Source organism: Spirillospora sp. NPDC049024, assembly GCF_040649235.1.
Lineage (GTDB): Bacteria > Actinomycetota > Actinomycetes > Streptosporangiales > Streptosporangiaceae > Spirillospora.
The window spans coordinates 160063-176499 of sequence record NZ_JBEZFD010000015.1; the positions used below are offsets into that span (position 1 = coordinate 160063).

The 16437-nt window shown below is 68.2% G+C and carries 10 protein-coding genes; 8 read left to right on the forward strand and 2 right to left on the reverse strand.

The genetic code is table 11. From position 1 onward, the window contains the following. The first annotated feature begins 89 nt into the window (after positions 1 to 89). The 5 genes from AB0C21_RS27030 to AB0C21_RS27050 all read left to right on the forward strand — a co-directional run bounded on the left by AB0C21_RS27030 (position 90) and on the right by AB0C21_RS27050 (position 7649). The gene (locus AB0C21_RS27030; RefSeq protein WP_500207868.1) at positions 90 to 620 is read left to right on the forward strand and encodes a hemerythrin domain-containing protein; all 531 of its coding nucleotides are present in this window, start codon (positions 90 to 92) and stop codon (positions 618 to 620) included. A gap of 327 nt (positions 621 to 947) precedes the next feature. Continuing rightward, on the forward strand, positions 948 to 2726 hold the full coding sequence (locus AB0C21_RS27035; protein ID WP_500207869.1) for a hypothetical protein: 1779 nt from the start codon (positions 948 to 950) through the stop codon (positions 2724 to 2726). Positions 2727 to 2892: 166 nt separating this feature from the next. Further along, on the forward strand, positions 2893 to 4791 hold the full coding sequence (locus AB0C21_RS27040; protein ID WP_500207871.1) for an ATP-dependent nuclease: 1899 nt from the start codon (positions 2893 to 2895) through the stop codon (positions 4789 to 4791). Positions 4792 to 4879: 88 nt separating this feature from the next. Next, entirely contained in the window at positions 4880 to 5311 is a 432-nt protein-coding gene (locus AB0C21_RS27045; protein ID WP_500207872.1) for a DUF397 domain-containing protein, read from the forward strand. Positions 5312 to 5579: 268 nt separating this feature from the next. After that, positions 5580 to 7649, forward strand: coding sequence for a UvrD-helicase domain-containing protein (locus AB0C21_RS27050; RefSeq protein ID WP_500207874.1), 2070 nt, complete (start codon positions 5580 to 5582; stop codon positions 7647 to 7649). Here the strand turns inward: AB0C21_RS27050 and AB0C21_RS27055 are convergent. After that, on the reverse strand, positions 7627 to 9129 hold the full coding sequence (locus AB0C21_RS27055; RefSeq protein ID WP_500207876.1) for a serine/threonine-protein kinase: 1503 nt from the start codon (positions 9127 to 9129) through the stop codon (positions 7627 to 7629). The genes AB0C21_RS27050 and AB0C21_RS27055 overlap by 23 nt on opposite strands. Positions 9130 to 9164: 35 nt before the next feature. Continuing rightward, positions 9165 to 11135, reverse strand: a complete 1971-nt coding sequence (locus tag AB0C21_RS27060) for an N-6 DNA methylase (protein WP_500207877.1) — start codon at positions 11133 to 11135, stop codon at positions 9165 to 9167. Positions 11136 to 11385: 250 nt separating this feature from the next. Between AB0C21_RS27060 and AB0C21_RS27065 the strand changes: the two genes are divergently transcribed. The 3 genes from AB0C21_RS27065 (at position 11386) to AB0C21_RS27075 (ending at position 16432) form a co-directional block, all read left to right on the forward strand. Then, positions 11386 to 12054 carry a DUF4352 domain-containing protein gene (locus AB0C21_RS27065; protein ID WP_500207879.1) on the forward strand — a complete coding sequence of 223 codons (669 nt, stop codon included), beginning with the start codon at positions 11386 to 11388 and terminating at the stop codon, positions 12052 to 12054. Between the two features lie 156 nt (positions 12055 to 12210). Beyond that, a complete protein-coding gene (locus AB0C21_RS27070) occupies positions 12211 to 14652 on the forward strand; it encodes a P-loop NTPase family protein (protein WP_500207880.1) in 2442 nt (813 codons plus the stop codon). 4 nt (positions 14653 to 14656) lie between these two features. Continuing rightward, positions 14657 to 16432, forward strand: a complete 1776-nt coding sequence (locus tag AB0C21_RS27075) for a DUF3987 domain-containing protein (protein WP_500207882.1) — start codon at positions 14657 to 14659, stop codon at positions 16430 to 16432. Positions 16433 to 16437 lie beyond the last annotated feature (5 nt).

A 16437-nucleotide genomic window follows, 5' to 3' on the forward strand; every position in this document is an offset into this window, starting at 1 on the left:
TTCCCGCACGCCAAGCGTCGCCGCCGCGATGACAGGTGATCGATATGGTGAGGGGCGGCGTCGCGTGCCGGTGACGGACCGCGTCAGGCATGGAGGCGCCGGATCTGGAAGGTGGTCACCATGCCCCTCTCCCCGCGCCCGCACCGGTGAGTGAGGACCAGAACAGGCTGATCGCCTGGAATCGTGAACTGACGGCCGTACACCAGCGGCTGCGCCAAGCCCTGCGTCTCGCACGCCGAGCACTCGATGCCGGCGACAGCGCCGAGGCCGCATCGGCGGGCAGTGACCTATTGCTGTACTGCAAAGGGTTCTGCGCCGCACTGGACGGCCATCACCTCAGCGAGGACGCCGCACTGTTCCCCGAACTTGCGGCACGCCATCCCGAACTGCGTCCCGCGATCACCAAGCTCCAGCAGGACCACAAGATGATCGCCTCCCTCCTGACGCAGTTCGACCGCGCACTGTCGGCAGTCGGCCCGCCGGACGTCCTGTCCTCCCACCTGGACGGGCTCGCGGCGATCATGGAGTCCCACTTCCGGTACGAGGAACGACAGTTGCTGGACACCCTGGCGGCACTGGACCTCGACGCCGACCCCCGCACCCTGTTCGGCCCTCTGTGAGGCACCCGTCCAGAAGCGCCGCCACCGCAGCAGCGCAGGCTGGGCTGCCGGGAGCATTGTCGGGGACATCAGAACACCTCGGCTCGTGATGGACGTAAACATTGCGAATCTAGTGGGTCACCCCTTGACCCACACGTATATCGTCAACGGTCTCCTCCCTCTTGAGCACGGAGAATCAGCTCTTCACCTTATTTGGCAATGAATTCAGAAGATGCTCCTCTCGCATGGCCAACTCCGCATGTACGCGCTTCGGAGCACCCCGGCTCGCGCGTGCTCGCGGGGTTGGCACCCGACGACCGCCTTAATACGCCAGGAACCTGGCGTAACATGGGCATTTTCATTCGGTACCTCACCGCGCCGCTCCCACATCCGTTTCTGATGAGCGATGAGGCTGAGAGCGAAGGATGTGGGAACGTGGCCACCGGACGTTATCGATCCGTCTTTCACACCGAGCTGCCCGCAGACGAGGCGTTTCCCGCAGCGGAGCAACAACTGCGCTCCTGGCTCGGCCAGAAGGGACTGGATCGTGAGGCGTTCGACAAAGGAAGAGCTCGCGTGGGTTCTGCCGGTGAGGTGCTCCTCGTCCTGGCCCGGAACTCAGCGGACGGCACGCAGACGAAGCGGTGGCAACTTCGCGAGCCCCAGAACGACGGCTCATGGGTATCGACCCTGACCGTTCATGCCCCGGGGCGGACGTCTGGTCAAGTGCGCAGCTGGTTCTGGCTGGACGTGGAGTTCTCGGACTCCCAAGCCGGGGCCGAAGACCAAGAATCCATGCCGGGCCGGAGAGCGGGTGTGCCGCGTCTCGCTCGGGGCCTACTCGCCACGATCGACGCCCGCGACTCTCTCTCCGAACTGCGCGAGCGGCCGATCTTGGTGCGGCCGCCGGGCGTCGAGGCCCTGATCCACGTCCTGTGCGACCCGGATCGCCGGATGCCAGCAATCGTGGCGAGTGCTCATCCGCGGCGTGACTTCGAAGACTGGCGCAAGGTCATCGACGGGACAACGAGAAACGCCGCTGGACTCGCGAGCCTGTACCTGCTCGATCCGCCCGCCACGGACCAGTTCATCGCCGAAGTCGGCAAGTCGCACGGGGTATGGGGCGGAGCTGTGCGCACGTACCTTCCCGACGTCGATCCGGCGAGCGATCAAGACGCGCTCCGTCACAGGGTGCTGTCCGCCTCCCGTATCGAGGACAGCCCCACACGGTCAGGAGCCCTGCTCTCCGGACTTCCGCGGAGGCTGAGCGCGGAGGCACTGCTCCCCCGTCCTCTCACCGGCCTGAGCCGGGCTCTTCTCGCCGAGCGGCCCAGCGCGGGAAGAGCCGGCGATGTACCGGCCCCGGGTGTACAGGAGGCCGCGGAGGCGCTGTCAAAGGAAGTCGGTCGGATCAAGGGCAACCTCGACGCGGCGCTGGAACTGGTTGCGGAGGCCGAGCAGACCGAGCAGCGCCTCGCCCAGCGCAATGAGGAGTTGGCCGCGCTCAGCGTCGAGTTCGACGCCACCAACCAGCGCGCCGAGTACCTCGAGGATCTGGTCCGTACGCTGCAGCGGCGACTGGTGCAAGCAGGACGTGGATCGGACGCCTATGCCCAGTCAGACGAACAGACGATCCTTCCCAACTCCTTCGCTGAAGTCGTGGACCGTATCGAGGACCTGGCACGCATCGAATTCACCGGCGACATCGACCATCCATTGGACCTGGACACGATGCCGAGCGCCTCGTCATGGGCGCAGACCGCCTGGCAGGCCCTGCTCGCCATGGACGGCTACGCGGAGGCCAGCGCCGAGGGCCGCTTCAACGGAGGTTTCCTCGCCTGGTGCAAGCAGCCGCCTTCAGGTGCGCGCGCCATCAGTCCCGGCAAGATCGGTGCCGACGAGTCGGAAACCGTGAAGGGGAATGCGAAGATGAGCCGCCGACGGTTGCTGCCCGTGCCGAGGGAGGTGGACCCGTCCGGCAAGGTCTACATGTGGGCGCATGTCCGGCTCGGCGGGGGCGCCGGGATGAGCGCACCCCGGATGCACTACTTCGACGACGTCAAGAACACGGGGAGGATCTACATCGGCTACCTAGGCCCGCACCTCCCGGTCAAGTCGACCAACTGACCCCTTCTCTCGACCAAGCCACCCAGGGCGTGTGAAGCCGCGGGAAGGGGGGCGCTGTGCGCCGTCGTTTCGTGCACCGGCCACCGGCGCACTACGGCCAGTCGAGCAATTTCGGTTGCGGCGTGACTGATGTGACCGATGAGATCTAGGGGTGCGGATACGACGCGTGAGGATCCAGAACTACCGGTGTCTGCGTGACGTTGACATCTGCTTCGACGACATAACGACCTTCATCGGTCCCAACGGGGTCGGGAAGTCGGCCGTGCTGCGCGCCCTCGACTGGTTCTTCAACGGGACAGCTCAGGACCTCACCGAGGACGACGTGTGGGCGGGCGCGGAGACCAGCCAGATCAGCATCGAGGTCGAATTCTGCGACCTCACGGATTTGGACCGCGCCACGCTCGGCAAGTACGCAGCCGGGGGCGCCGAGACCGTCCGGCTGTGGCGGCGGTGGGAGAACGGTACGGCGAAGCTGTCGGGACGCACTCTCGCCTACCCCGGTTTTGCGGAGGTGCGGCGACCGGAGAGTCGCAGCGAACGGAATGCGCGATATCGAGCCCTGCGGACTGCGAGGCTTGATCTCGGACTGCCGGTCGCGCAGAGCGCCGCGGCGGCCGAGGACGCGATGGTCGCCTGGGAGCGCGCACATGAGGAAGACTTGGTCGCGACCGAACTGGCGGCGGACGGCCATTTCTTCGGGTTCGCCGGACAGGCCAAGATGAGCGGCCTGTTCGACTACGTGTTCGTCAGCGCGGACCTGCGGGCGGTTGAGGAGGGCCGCGACGTCAAAGGCTCGATCATCGGCAGGATCCTGGACCAGGCTGTCGACCGCACCCAGGCTGAAAAGGACCTGCTCGAACTGCACGCGGTGTTCGAGGACAGGCGGGGCCAGATCCATCGTGAACATTTCCATGCGCAACTCGATGACCTGTCGGCGGAGTTGACGCGTGAGGTCGAGCAACTGACCCGGGGACGTACCCTTCGGGTCAGCTCGCACATTCCGGAGATGCGGGTGCCGCAGTCGGTGTTCCAGGTCTCGGTGGAGGACGGCTCCGCCAGCACGCGCGTGGACCAGCAAGGGCACGGCTTCCAGCGGGCACTGTTGATTACTGCCCTGCGGGTGCTGGCAGAGCGGAAGGCGAGCGAGGCGAGCCGGACGGTTTTCCTGGCAATCGAGGAGCCGGAACTGTTCCAACATCCCGTGCAGGCTCGAACGTTCGCCTCGGTTCTGCGCACCCTGGCCGAACAGGCCGAGCAGGGCATGCAGATCTCCTATGCGACACACAGCCCGTACTTTCTGGAAACGGACGGATTCGACCAGATCCGACGGGTAACCCGCACCATCGAGGACGGCGTACCGACAGCGCACGTGCACTCGACTACGCGGGCCGCCGTCCAGGGCCGGCTCGGCGCCCCCGTACGGCCGGGGGACCGCGAATCCACCGACGACGCGAAGCTTGCGGCCAAGATTGCAAACGCGTACCTGACGGACATGCCGGAAGCCATGTTCGCCCGGGCCGTGATCCTTGTGGAGGGGGTCAGCGACAAGGGCACGCTGGAAGGCTGTGGCCTGCGCGACGACCCGTTGAACAAGCACGGCATCATGGTTGTCCAAGTGGAAGGGAAGCAGAACCTTCCCCTGCCCTACGTCATCCTCACCGAGTTGGGCATTCCCACCTTCATGGTCTTTGACGGGGACGCCCACCTCGCCACGCAACGCCCTGAACAGAAGGACAAGGATGGCGTCCATCTGAAGAACAAAGCCGAACAGTGTGTCCGGACGAATCGCCGCCTGCTCGAACTTCTCGGGGCAACGCCCGTGGACTGGCCTAAAACAACCGTGACGAGCAGGTATGCGGTGTTTCACGACACGCTGGAGGTGTTCCTCCGAGCGGAGTGGCAGGAATGGGAGGTGACCAGGAAGGAACTCGTCAGAGTCGGTAAGGGCACGGACAGGAAGAGTGAACACACCTACCGGGAGGCCGCCAGGCTGACCGAGGCGCTCCCGCCGAGCGAACTGATTGCGATCGTCGGGCACGCGCGCATGCTCGCCAGAGAGAACTGACCTGAACATCCCGCGCAGTCAGTAGCAAGTGGTGATGGCGCCTCGATCAGGTAGCCAACAGGCTCGCCGGGCAGTCAGGATCGAGGACATGACCAAGAGCTTCCCCGGCTGGCGCAAATCGCGCCACAGCGAACCGAACGGCAGATGCATCGAAGCTGACCGCGCCGCCGATGGCACGATCGGCGTCCGCGACACCAAGCACAACGAAACCGGCCCGACCCTGACCGTTCATGCCCCGGGGCGGACGTCTGGTCAAGTGCGCAGTTGGTTCTGGCTGGACGCGGAGTTCTCGGACTCCCAAGCCGGGGCCGAAGACCAAGAATCCATGCCGGGCCGGAGAGCGGGTGTGCCGCGTCTCGCCCGGGGCCTACTCGCCACGATCGACGCCCGCGACTCTCTCTCGACTGCGCGAGCGGCCGATCTTGGTGCGGCCGCCGGGCCTCGAGGCCTTGATCCACGTCCTGTGCGACCCGGATCGCCGGATGCCGGCGATCGTGGCGAGTGCTCATCCGCGGCGTGACTTCGAGTGCCTGCCGAGGTGGCGAGGTGGTCGCGGTGGGACGCGATGTCGCAACCGTCGTGTTTGGGTGGGCAGGTCGGCTGCTGCGGTCGGGTGTGATGGCGGGTGGTTCGGTGGTGCCGTGACGACGAAGGCGGCTTGCACAAGGTTTACGGGGAGTCCCGTGGTTGTCCGGAGGCGGACGCCGATCGTCCGGGGTTCAATCAAGTGATCTGGCGGCTCCTAGGATGTGGGCCCGGCTTGGCGTTGGTCGAAGGGGCGGTGCGGGGTGGCTCAGCTTGCTATTGCGGGTTCGTTCATGCCGCAGTACGCGAAGTTGGAGCCGAAGGTGCGCAAGGGCGTGGAAGCCGCGATCGCGAAGTTCGCCGAGCACACGCACGCCGGGCTTCACCTGGAGAAGTTGAACAACGCCAAGGACCCGCGCATCCGGACGATCCGCATCGGGCAGTTCTGGCGTGGAGTGGTGCTGGCGCCCGAGCAAGGGGACGTGTACTGCCTGCTCGCCGTCCTGCCGCATGACGATGCGATCGCCTGGGCCACGAGCAGGAAGTTCTCGGTCAACCAGGCGATCGGGGTGCTGGAGGTCCGTGACCAGGCCGCGCTGGACGAGATCTCTCCGGCGTTGGAGAAGGCGGCGGAGGGCACGGTGTTCCGCCTGCTGGGGCACGTCTTCGAGAAGGACCTGCTGCGGCTGGGGATCGACAAGGAGCTGATCCCGCTCGTCCGGCTGCTGACCGAGGACTCGCATTTGCAGGCCTTGGAGAAGTTCCTGCCCGCACCGCAGTACACCGCGTTGCTGGCACTCGCGGACGGCATGAGCGTCCAGCAGGCGTGGGAAGAGGTCGCGAAGTACCTTCCGGTGGACGAGAAGCCCGCGGCGGTCGACCCGGATGACCTGGTCACGGCCATGCGGCGGACGCCCGGGCAGGTCGTCTTCGTCAACGGGCCGGAGGAATTGCGGGACATCCTCGCGCATCCATTCGACACCTGGCGCATCTTCCTGCACCCGGTGCAGAGCCGGGTCGCTCTTCGCCCCTCCTACAGCGGGCCTGCCCAGGTGACAGGCGGAGCCGGGACGGGGAAGACGGTCACTGCGCTTCACCGGGCGAAGTTCCTCGCATCCAAGGGCGGACGGGTTCTGCTGACGACGTTCACCCGGAACCTGGCCGAGGCGCTGGAGAAGCAGCTCGCCCTGCTCGTGGACGACCAGGAGGTCCGCGAGCGGATCCACGTGAAGAACGTCGACGCGGTGGCGTACGGGATCGTCGGGCGGCATCGCAAGCCCGTCATTCCCCGGCCCGAGGAACTGGACTCCCTCTGGGAGGACGCGGCCGAAGGGACGCCGTTCTCTCCGACGTTCCTGAGCCGCGAATGGGAACAGATCATCCTCGCGCAGAACCTGGAGTCAGAGGAGGACTACCAGGCCTGCGTCAGGAGGGGTCGCGGCGTTCCGCTGGGGAAGGCGCAGCGAGTGGTGGTGTGGCGCGCGGTCCGGCACGTGGTGGACGGGTTGGCGGCTGAGGGGAAGTCGACGTTCCCGCAGCTCGCCAACGAGGCGGCGGAGCTGGTCGACGGACCCGAGTACGACCACGTGATCGTCGATGAGGCGCAGGACATCCACACGGCGCAGTGGCGGCTGCTGCGGCGGCTCGTCGCGGTCGGTCCGGACGATCTGTTCATCGTCGGGGACCCGCACCAGCGCATCTACGACAGCCACGTGTCGCTGGCGAGTCTCGGGATCCAGGTGCGGGGCCGCAGCACCAAGCTGAAGCTGAACTACCGGACCACGCAGGAGATCCTGGCCTGGTCGGTGCCCCTGCTGGGCGTCGCGCCGGCGCAGGGGCTCGACGATTCGGCCGACACCCTGGACGGATACCGCTCGCCGATGCATGGGCAGCGGCCCGTGGTGAAGGCGTATCCGGACATGGACGCGGAGTTGGACGGGCTCGTCGAGCAGGTGCAGGCCTGGCTGGACGCCGGGGTCGAGCCGAGCGCGATCGGTGTCGCGGCCCGGTACGTGTGGGTGGCGCGGAAGGCCGCCAGGCGGCTGAAGGAGGCGGGCATCACCGCTTACCAGGTCCCCAGTAAGACGCCGGGTGTCCAGGTGGGGTCGATGCACAAGATGAAGGGCCTGGAGTTCCGGTGCATCGCCGTCATCGGGGCCGACGCGGGCGCGTTGCCCTCGTCGAAGGCCGTCACGCCGGAGGACGAGGACCCGAAGGCGCACGCGCAGGACGTCCAGAAGGAGCGGTGCCTGCTCTTCGTGGCGTCTACGCGGGCGCGGGACCACCTGTATGTGTCGTATGCGGGGCCGCCTAGCCCGTTCCTGCCTGGCTGAGGTCGTCGAGAAGGATCCGCAGGCAGGCGGCCTGCGGATGGTCGTCGCCATACTGGTCCGTGATGTCGGCGAGGAGGTCGGCGAGTTCCTGGCGGCCCTCGTCCGTGCGGCCTGCGGCGAGTTTGAGGCGGGCTATGTGCTCGCGGACGCGCAGAGCCGCCGAGCCGTCGGGCAGGAGGTCGCGGAGCAGTTCTTCCAGGTGGGTGAGGGCCGTGTCGGTGGCTCCGAGGTGGGCTTGTCCGACGGCCTCTTGTTCGCGGCAGTTCAGGACGGACGGGTCGTCCGGCCCATGGAACTCGGAAAGCACCACGGCGGCGGCGCGGTAGGCGTCGACGGCCCGACGGTAGTCACCGCCTCGGAAGAGGACATCGGCCAGGTCCTGGCGGAGCCCGACGTATTCGGGGTCGTCGTCGCCCAAGACGAGGCGGGCGGGCTCGGTGAGGTCGGAGAGGAGCTCGGCCGCCTGGGTGTAGCGTCCTGCCCTGGCCAGCTCACCTGCTTCCGCGCGCGCTTTGACGACGTCGTCGCGCGCAGGAAGCTTTCCCCTTTCCTCTGTGCGAGGTGCAGGTGCGCTGCCTGAAATCCGGATGCGGGTGACAGCGGCGGCATACAGGTGTCGCGGAGCGATCGTGTCGACGATTCCTGGGATCGGTTCCAGGGACGAGACGAATTCCAGGAGACGGTGGTACGTCTCGGCGGCGTTGGCCGGGCGGTCGCCGGGTTGTTTCGCAAGGAGTTGCAGGACGAGTGCGTCCAGCCCAGGAGGGACCTCCGGACGCAGGACCCGTGGCGGGGTCGGGTCCTCGTCCTCGTGGCGGCGCAGTATTTCATAGGCCGTGTCACCTGGGAAAACCTTACGGCCGGTGAGCATCTCGTAGAGGACGCAGCCGAGGGAGTACAGATCGCTCTGCGGGCCCGGGCTGCCGTACACCTGCTCCATGGCCGTATAGCCCGGGGTGTGTGGAGCGCCGAGGCCGGTGGTGGTTCGGCGCACGTCGCCTGGGCCGAGCCCCACAGCGGCGCCGAAATCGAGCACCTTCACCGAGCCGTCTGGGCACAGCATCAGATTGCTGGGCTTGAGGTCGCGATGCACCAACGGCCGGCGATGCGCGACGTGGAGCACCGCGCACACCTGGGCGGCTATCAGCGCAGCCCACGAAACGGACAGCCTCTCCTCAGCTCCGAGGACATGGTCGACGGTCGTGCCCTCGACGTACTGCATCACCAGGTAGAACCAGCCGTCGTGGCTTCCGAAGTCGTGCACGGTCGGGACGCCCGGATGCTCGAACCAGGCGGTGCTGCGGGCCTCCTGCTCGAACCGCCCGACGAGCGACTCGTCCGAGACGCGGGTGAACTTGACGGCCAGGCGCCGGTCGAGGAACCGGTCGTAGGCGCGCCACACCTCCCCCATGCCGCCGCGCCCGACCGGCTGGTCGAGCTCGTAGCGCTCGCGCTCTCCGAAGAGGTCGCCCCGCCGCAATTCCCACCTCCTCAGGGGCCGCCAGGGTACCGGCGTCACTCGGCCGGGCGGAGCGTCCCCGTGCCCAGCCCCTCGAGTCCGAGGCGCAGGACGTCGGCGCCCGCACCGGACGTCTCGCGGAGTGCACGTTCAAGGTCGGCGAGCTTGCGGAACGCGTGCCCGAATTCGGCCTGCTCGTCCCGGGTGAGGCGGGGCAGGCGGGCGCGGCGGACGTCGAAGCGGGCGGACGAGGTGGAGCTGCGCAGCCGGGCGTCCTGCGCGCCGAGCCGAAGCCAGCCGGCGACGAACTCGGGGTCGGTGCGGGACGGCTCGGCGCGCACGAGCGCCAGACCGGGGCCCAGCACCGGGCCTTCCTCAGTGATGACACGGGCCACGGGATGGCGGCCGGACAGCGACACGACGACGTCGCCGGGGGCCACCTCGACGTGGTCGGGGTCGGGTGCGGCGGTTCCGGTGGGCCCCTGCCCCCGGGCGACATCGTCGAGGGTCAGGACGGACACGTTTCCTTCGTCCATCCGTACTTTGGCGGGGGGGCGCAGTATCTGGAGCACACCCGCCTTGGCCAGTTCACCGATCGTGGTCATGGGGAGGTCGGCGCGCGCACGGCCCTGCGTCAGCGACGACAGTTCGGCGATGGCTCGCGGTAGTTCAACGGCCTGCTCGTCCAGGCGTTCGAGGGCCGCGACGAACGAGCCTTCCGCCGTGGGCGCGCTCCGCGCTGGAAGGTAGCGGGCGGGAGTCAGGTCGACCTCGTCGTCCAGCAGGTCGATGATTCGGACGACGGAACTTGCGTCCCCCTCAAGGGGCTTGCCCTTCGCGTAGCGGCGCCAGGCGTCCAGGGCCGTCTTCTGGAAGTTCTCTGGGTCGGCCGAGGTATCGACCATGAGAACATCGTCCGGGAGGGTGTCGCCAGGGGCCGGGCAGCGCAGAACCCACACGGTCAACGCGACGGCCATGTTCGGCACCGCGCCGGGCGGCAGGCCGATGACGGCGCGGAGCGTCCCCCGCCGGAGCAGTTCTGCACGGACGCGGCGCCCGGAACGGCGGCTCGCCACGGCAGGAGGCATGAGCAGGACGACGTGCCCTCCGGGGCCGACATGGGCGAGACCGTGCTGGAGCCAGGCCAGCTCCGATTCCATGCGCGGCGGAAGCCCGTACTCCCAGCGCGGGTCGCCCGTCAGCTGCTCATAGCCCCACCCCCGGTCGTTGAAGGGCGGATTGCAGACGACCATGTCGACCGTCCTGCCGGGAAAGGCGTCGGCGAGCAGCGAGTCACCGGGGCACACCTCGGCGGGTGCGCCGCGCAGCGCGAGCTGCGTCTCGGTCATGCGCGCGGTCGTGGCGTCGATCTCCTGGCCGAGCAGCCGTTCGACGTTCTTGAACGTCTCGCCGGCCGCCTTCAGGAACGTGCCCGTGCCGCAGGCGGGGTCGAGGACCGTGCGTGCGGGGCCGCCGAGATCGAGCATCAGCCGCACGACCGGCTCCGGCGTCACATAGACGCGGCGGCTGTGGTGCTCCATGTAGCGGGTGCGCAGGAACTCGTACGTCTCCGCGACGCCTAGTTCACCGACGAGCTGCGCCAGTGCGCGGGCGATCGGGGCGGCGGCCGTCGGCATCACGTCGGTCGGCCCGCGGACCACGTCGCGGAGGACGCGCTCGATCTGCTCGTCCGATTCGTCCGGCAGCTCCTCCCAGTGGCGCGGGTCGGCCTGCAGGAAGAGGAGGAAGGAGCCGGCGAAGGCGAGGACGTCCGCGAGATCCGTGCCGTCGGACGCCGCCGAGCGAAGGGTCTGCCAGACGCGCTCCCGGATGGGCGAGTCGGCCAGCTTCCCTTGAGCGCGGAGCCAGTCCTCGACCTCGGCGAGGGAGAACGTCGGGCTGACCGCCGTCCCGCCGACGGGTTGGGGGAAGTCATCGTGGCGGCGGCGCCAGTTGCTCACGGCGGCGCGGCCGACCGCGGCCAGGCGGGCGATGTCCGCCGCGGTCACGGTCGCATCGTTGGGCACCAGCGCTACCTCCAGCCGAAATGCAGGATGCCCTCACCCTAGCGCCTCCCTCGCCGGTTGATCTGATTCACGTCTCCCCAGGTTCCTCTGCCCTTGAATCCGTGAAAGTACGGGAAAACTTAGGTTGATTGGATTCACAGCACTACATGTGGTTGGCTGTGTCTGTCCAACCCGCTTCCCCGGCCCGGGGTCAGAGGCGTGAGGCAGGACGACCCAGCGGCCTCGCCGCCCGAACTTCCAGGAGAAGGACATGAACCCTCACCAGCCCTACGGCCCCCAGCAGGTCCCGCCGGCCTTGGCGCCCAAGAAGCGCGGGAAGGGATGCCTCTACGCGATCTTCGGCGCCGTCGCGGGACTCTTCCTGATGGGGTCCTGTGTCGCGGTCGTGGCCAGTTCGTCCGAGACGTCACCCTCGGCGGAGTCCCCGTCCAGGGCCGCCGCGACGAAGCCGTCGGGGACGAAGCAGCCGAGGTCGAAGCAGCCCGGGAAGAAGGCGCCCGGCGCGAAGAAGGTCACGGACGGGGTCGGCCGTGAGTACCGCGACGGGAAGTTCGCCTTCACCGTCACCAAGGTGAAGAAGGGTGTGAAGAAGGTCGGCGACCAGTACTTCGGCGACACCGCCCAGGGCCAGTTCGTCGTCATCTCCGTGACCGTCGAGAACATCGGGGACAAGGCCCGGACGTTCACCAACCACAACCAGACGCTCATCGACGCCAAGGGCCGCGAGTTCGATGCCGACCCCGAGGCGTCACTGTGGACGGAAGAGGACTCCAAGTCCTTCCTCCAGCAGATCAACCCCGGAAACACGGTCAAGGGGAAGCTCATCTACGACGTTCCCCCGGGCACGAAACTCAAGGCCATCGAACTGCACGACTCGATGTGGTCCAACGGCGTCACCGTTCCCCTCGGCAACCGCTGACTCCGCGCCCAGGCTCATACCCCGCGTTTCCCCTGGATCCGCCGGCCGCTGGGCAACCGGTCACACGGCCCTGGCGTCCCACGTGCCACAGGCATTCTTTGGTCCCGTACCGGGACCCCGATCAAAGGATGTGAATTGTCGGAACTCTCCTGGGCCTTGACCGTCCCTCAGCCGGCCGCGTGGGCTATCGCCCAGGGCCACCAGACCGTCTACAGCCGTCAGAGCGCCACGGAAGAGCGCGGCTGGATCGCGATCTGCGCGGGCTCTTATATGGACGACGATCTGAGGCGGTTGACCAGCCGGCTGACCGGACGCTCGCCGGAAAGCCTCGATGCCCTGTGCGGAGAGCGGAACATGATCGTCGCCGTTGCACGGCTGGCGGACGTGTGCGAGGAGTCGTCGTGCGCTTGCGGGCCCTGGGCTGACAAGCGGCTCATCCACTGGAGGCTGGCGGACGCGGTCCCCCTGGCCGAGCCCGTGCCCGCCCCTCACGTCGTCGGCCACTGGCGGATGCCCTCCGACCTGGCGGACGCGGTGGAGGCTCAATGGCAGCTCGCCGAACGTGCCACGGCCGGCGCCGAGCTCACACCGGGCGAACGCGGGGATGCCCTCGCGCTGCGGGACGAACTGCTGCCGCTCCCGGGGGATGCCGAGGGCGGCTACCAGCACGTGCTCCTGCTGGGCACCACGGGCGCGGGGAAGACGACGGTCGTCCGGCAGCTGCTCGGCACGGACCCGGAGACCGAGCGGTTCCCGTCCACCTCGACTGCGAAGACGACCGTGGCCGACACCGAGATCGTCCTCACGGCCGAGGGGCCGTTCCGCGCGGCCGTCACCTTCGCCGGACGCGACGAGATCGCCGACCACCTGCGCGACAACGTCTGGGAGGCCGCGCGGGCGGCGTTCGAGGGCCGCTCCCAGGAGGTGATCCAGAACAGGCTGCTCGACCACGTGAGCCAGCGCTACCGCTTCAGCTACCTGCTCGGACGCGCCGCCCTCCCCGCCAGTGAACCGGACCTCGACGATGACCTGGACGACGAGGACCTCGACGACGAGTTCGACGACGCTCCGGCGGCCAGACCGGCAGCACGCACGACCGACCCCGGGACGACGGCGCTCGTCCACGAAGCGGTACGCGCCATCAAGCACATCGTGACGACCGAGCTGGCCGACATCCACGCGGCCGCCGAGACCGGGCAGGACGACCGGCCCCTTGAGGAGTACATCGAGGACGAACTCGAACGGCGCGTCCGACACTCCGACGTCTGCGCGCGGATCGTCGACGCGTTCCTCCGCGCCGTCGAGGACAGGTTCGCGGTACTGGCGGAGGGCGACCTGCGGCGCGACCCGGCCGGGTGGCCGGTCTCCTGGTCCTGGGAGTGCGCCGACCGCGCCGAGTTCCTCCGCGGCATCACCAGGTTCTCCAGCAACCAGGCCGCGTTCTTCGGCCGGCTCCTGACGCCGCTGGTGAACGGCATCAGGACGGCGGGACCGTTCCGTCCGCTCTGGGCCGAGCGCGAGGCGCGGCTCGTCCTGATCGACGGGGAGGGGCTGGGGCACACGCCCGGTTCCGTCGCCGAGGTCTCCACTCCCCTCCGCAAGCGCCTGGACGAGGTCGACGCCATCGTGCTCGTCGACAACGCCCAGCAGCCGATGCAGGCCGCGCCGGTGGCGGTGATGCGGACGGCTGCCGCCACGGGCAACGGCGAGAAGCTGTTCTTCCTGTTCACCCACTTCGATCTCGTCAAGGGCGACAACCTCGGCTCGTTCTCCGACCGCGAACGGCACGTCCTCGGATCGGCCGAGAACGTGCTGAGCGATATCCGTGAGGAACTCGGACTGGCCGAGCGGATTTTGCGCCGCCGCCTGGACGAGGCGCGATTCTTCGTCGGAGGGATCGACGGGGTCCTCGACCCGGAGCGGATCGATCCGGTCAGGCCGAAAGCGGCCCGGCGCACGATACGGCAGCTCAACGGGCTCCTCGAAGCGCTCACCGAGGAGGCGGTCGAGTTCGAAACGGGGCCGGCGCGCCCCGTCTACAAAAGCGGGCAACTGACGGACGCGGTCACCGAGGCGGTCCGGGCCTTCCACATCCGCTGGCGCGGCGCCCTCGGGCTCTCCCCCGAGTCCGACGAGGTTCCGAAGAAGCACTGGTCCACCATCAAGGCGCTGACCCGGCGGTTGTCCGAAGGCCACACCGACGAGTACAAGGACCTGCGTCCCGCGGCGAGCCTCCGGACGCAACTGGAGTACGCGGTCTACCGCATGCTCCAGAAACCGGCCCGGTGGACCGGGGCCGAGCCGGACACCGATGAACAAGAAGTCATCATCGGAGACATCTCCAGCGCCCTCACGAGACGGCTCGCGAAACTGGTCGACCGGCGGATCACGGAGGATCCCCGGCCGGATTGGACGCGCGCCTACGAGGAGCACGGCAAGGGCTCGACATTCCGGCGGGCGCAGATCCTCATGACCGACATCTTCGAGGAGGCGGTTCCCCGCATCCTGCGCGGCGAGCCTTACGAGAACCGGTTCTCGCGGGCGGTGCTGGCCGCGTTCGAGGAGGTCGCGGCGGAACTCGACTTCATTCTGGAATGAGCGGATGACACAGACCGGAAAGAAAGTAAGCTCCGCGGGCTTCTCGTTCCTCGACGACGAGGACGAGGGCCCGTGGGGCGCGGACCCGGTGCTCAGCACGCCGGACGGCGAGGCCGCCTTCCGGCGCTGGGTCGCGGCGACCGTAGAGACGGGCCGGGGACCTGCCGCGCTGCTGGCCCGCGTCCACGCCGACCGCCCGGCGCCCGGGTGGGCCAAGGTCATGTTCCTGAACGCGAGCCCGTCGCACGAGAGGTTCGTCGACGCGCGATACCGGCGCTCCCTGGGCCGCCCCGCGGTGGGTGGGGAACCGTTGAGGCCCGTCCGAGACAAGGTCGGCCCGGCAGAGCCGCCTGCCCAGAGCGAGCCCTCCGACCGGACCCCGGAGAGCCGAAGGGTGTCCGGAGTCAGAGAACCACGCGCCGATGACGGCCGACGGGGCACTGCCGACCACTGGTACCGGCTCGAACGGCCAGGACCGTTGCCGACCCAGGACATGTTCACCGGCCTGCCCGGCCAGGTCGTCGCCGCACTGCACCCCTACACCGAGGGCGACCCCGTGGGGGTCCTGGCCACACTTCTATCGGCGTTCTCCGCGGCGATCGGTCACCGCCCGCACATCCGGATCGGCTCGTCCAGGCACCCGCTGGTCATATGGACGATGCTGATCGGCCGGACCGCGCTCGGCCGCAAGGGCACCGCCACGGGTGCCGCGATGGAGATCTTCGAACGTGTCTCCGGCGACTTCACCGATCGCCACATCCTCTACGGCTCCCCCTCCTCCGGCGCGGGATTCGTCGGCAAGCTGGAAGCCATGGCCCGCGAGGCCGGATGGGTCGAGGGCGGCGACGAGGACCCCGGCCTCCTCCCCGGCTTCCCCGCCCTCATGGTCGAGGAGGAGTGGGCGAAGGTGATGCGGCGCTCGCGCATCGACGACGCGCTCGGCCAGAACCTCCGCACGGCGTGGCAGGGCAACACCCTCTCCGTCATCGTGAAGAAGAAGGCGGACTGCGCGACCGTCCCGAAGGCGCATGTCGCGATCGTCGGCCATGTGACCCCGGACGAGTTCCGCGCGAACCTCTCGGCGTCCGACGTGGCGGGCGGAACGTTCAACCGGTTCCTGCCCCTGTACGTTCAGCGTTGCCAGTCGCTCCCCCTCGCGGACCAGATGCCGGAGGCGTCCATGGAGGGGTTGGCCGCCGAGTTGCGCGCCGCGATCGAGTACGCGAGGGCTACCGACCTGCTCGACTTCGACGACGCCGCGCGCGCCTACTGGAAGGACGAACTCTACGACCGCCTGACCGGGCTCTCCACGGGATCGGAGCTCATCGAGTCCTTCGCGGGACGCGCCGTCCCTTACACGAAGCGCATCGCCGCCGTGTACGCGTTGGCCGACCGATGCGGGACGATCGCTCCGCGGCACCTGCGGAGCGCGGAGGCCTTCACGACCTATGTGATCGCCTCCGTCGAGCACATCATGTCGACCGCCGCACGCCCGCCCGTCGGACGAGGCGGACGGACGCCCCGTCCGGAGAACGCCGACCCCCAGATCAGACACAGGGTGCTCGGCGCCCTCCTCGCAGCGCATCCGGCACCGGTCTCCCGTTCGGACCTGCTGGCGAAGATCAAGAACATCGGCTCGACGGCCGACCTCGACGACGCACTGGCTTCCCTCGGCGAGGACCTTCTGCCGACAGAGACCTCCATCAGCGGCGGACGCCCCGGCCGCCTCTACCGACTCACCAATGAAGCCGTCGCAAGGATCAAGAGTCGGGACGAATGATTCGT

Bases quoted from the DNA above. Each gene is read 5' to 3' on its own strand.
- AB0C21_RS27075 (WP_500207882.1), top strand. From the start codon at position 14,657: ATGACACAGACCGGAAAGAAAGTAAGCTCCGCGGGCTTCTCGTTCCTC.
- AB0C21_RS27030 (WP_500207868.1), top strand. From the start codon at position 90: ATGGAGGCGCCGGATCTGGAAGGTGGTCACCATGCCCCTCTCCCCGCG.
- AB0C21_RS27045 (WP_500207872.1), top strand. From the start codon at position 4,880: ATGACCAAGAGCTTCCCCGGCTGGCGCAAATCGCGCCACAGCGAACCG.
- AB0C21_RS27065 (WP_500207879.1), top strand. From the start codon at position 11,386: ATGAACCCTCACCAGCCCTACGGCCCCCAGCAGGTCCCGCCGGCCTTG.
- AB0C21_RS27035 (WP_500207869.1), top strand. From the start codon at position 948: ATGGGCATTTTCATTCGGTACCTCACCGCGCCGCTCCCACATCCGTTT.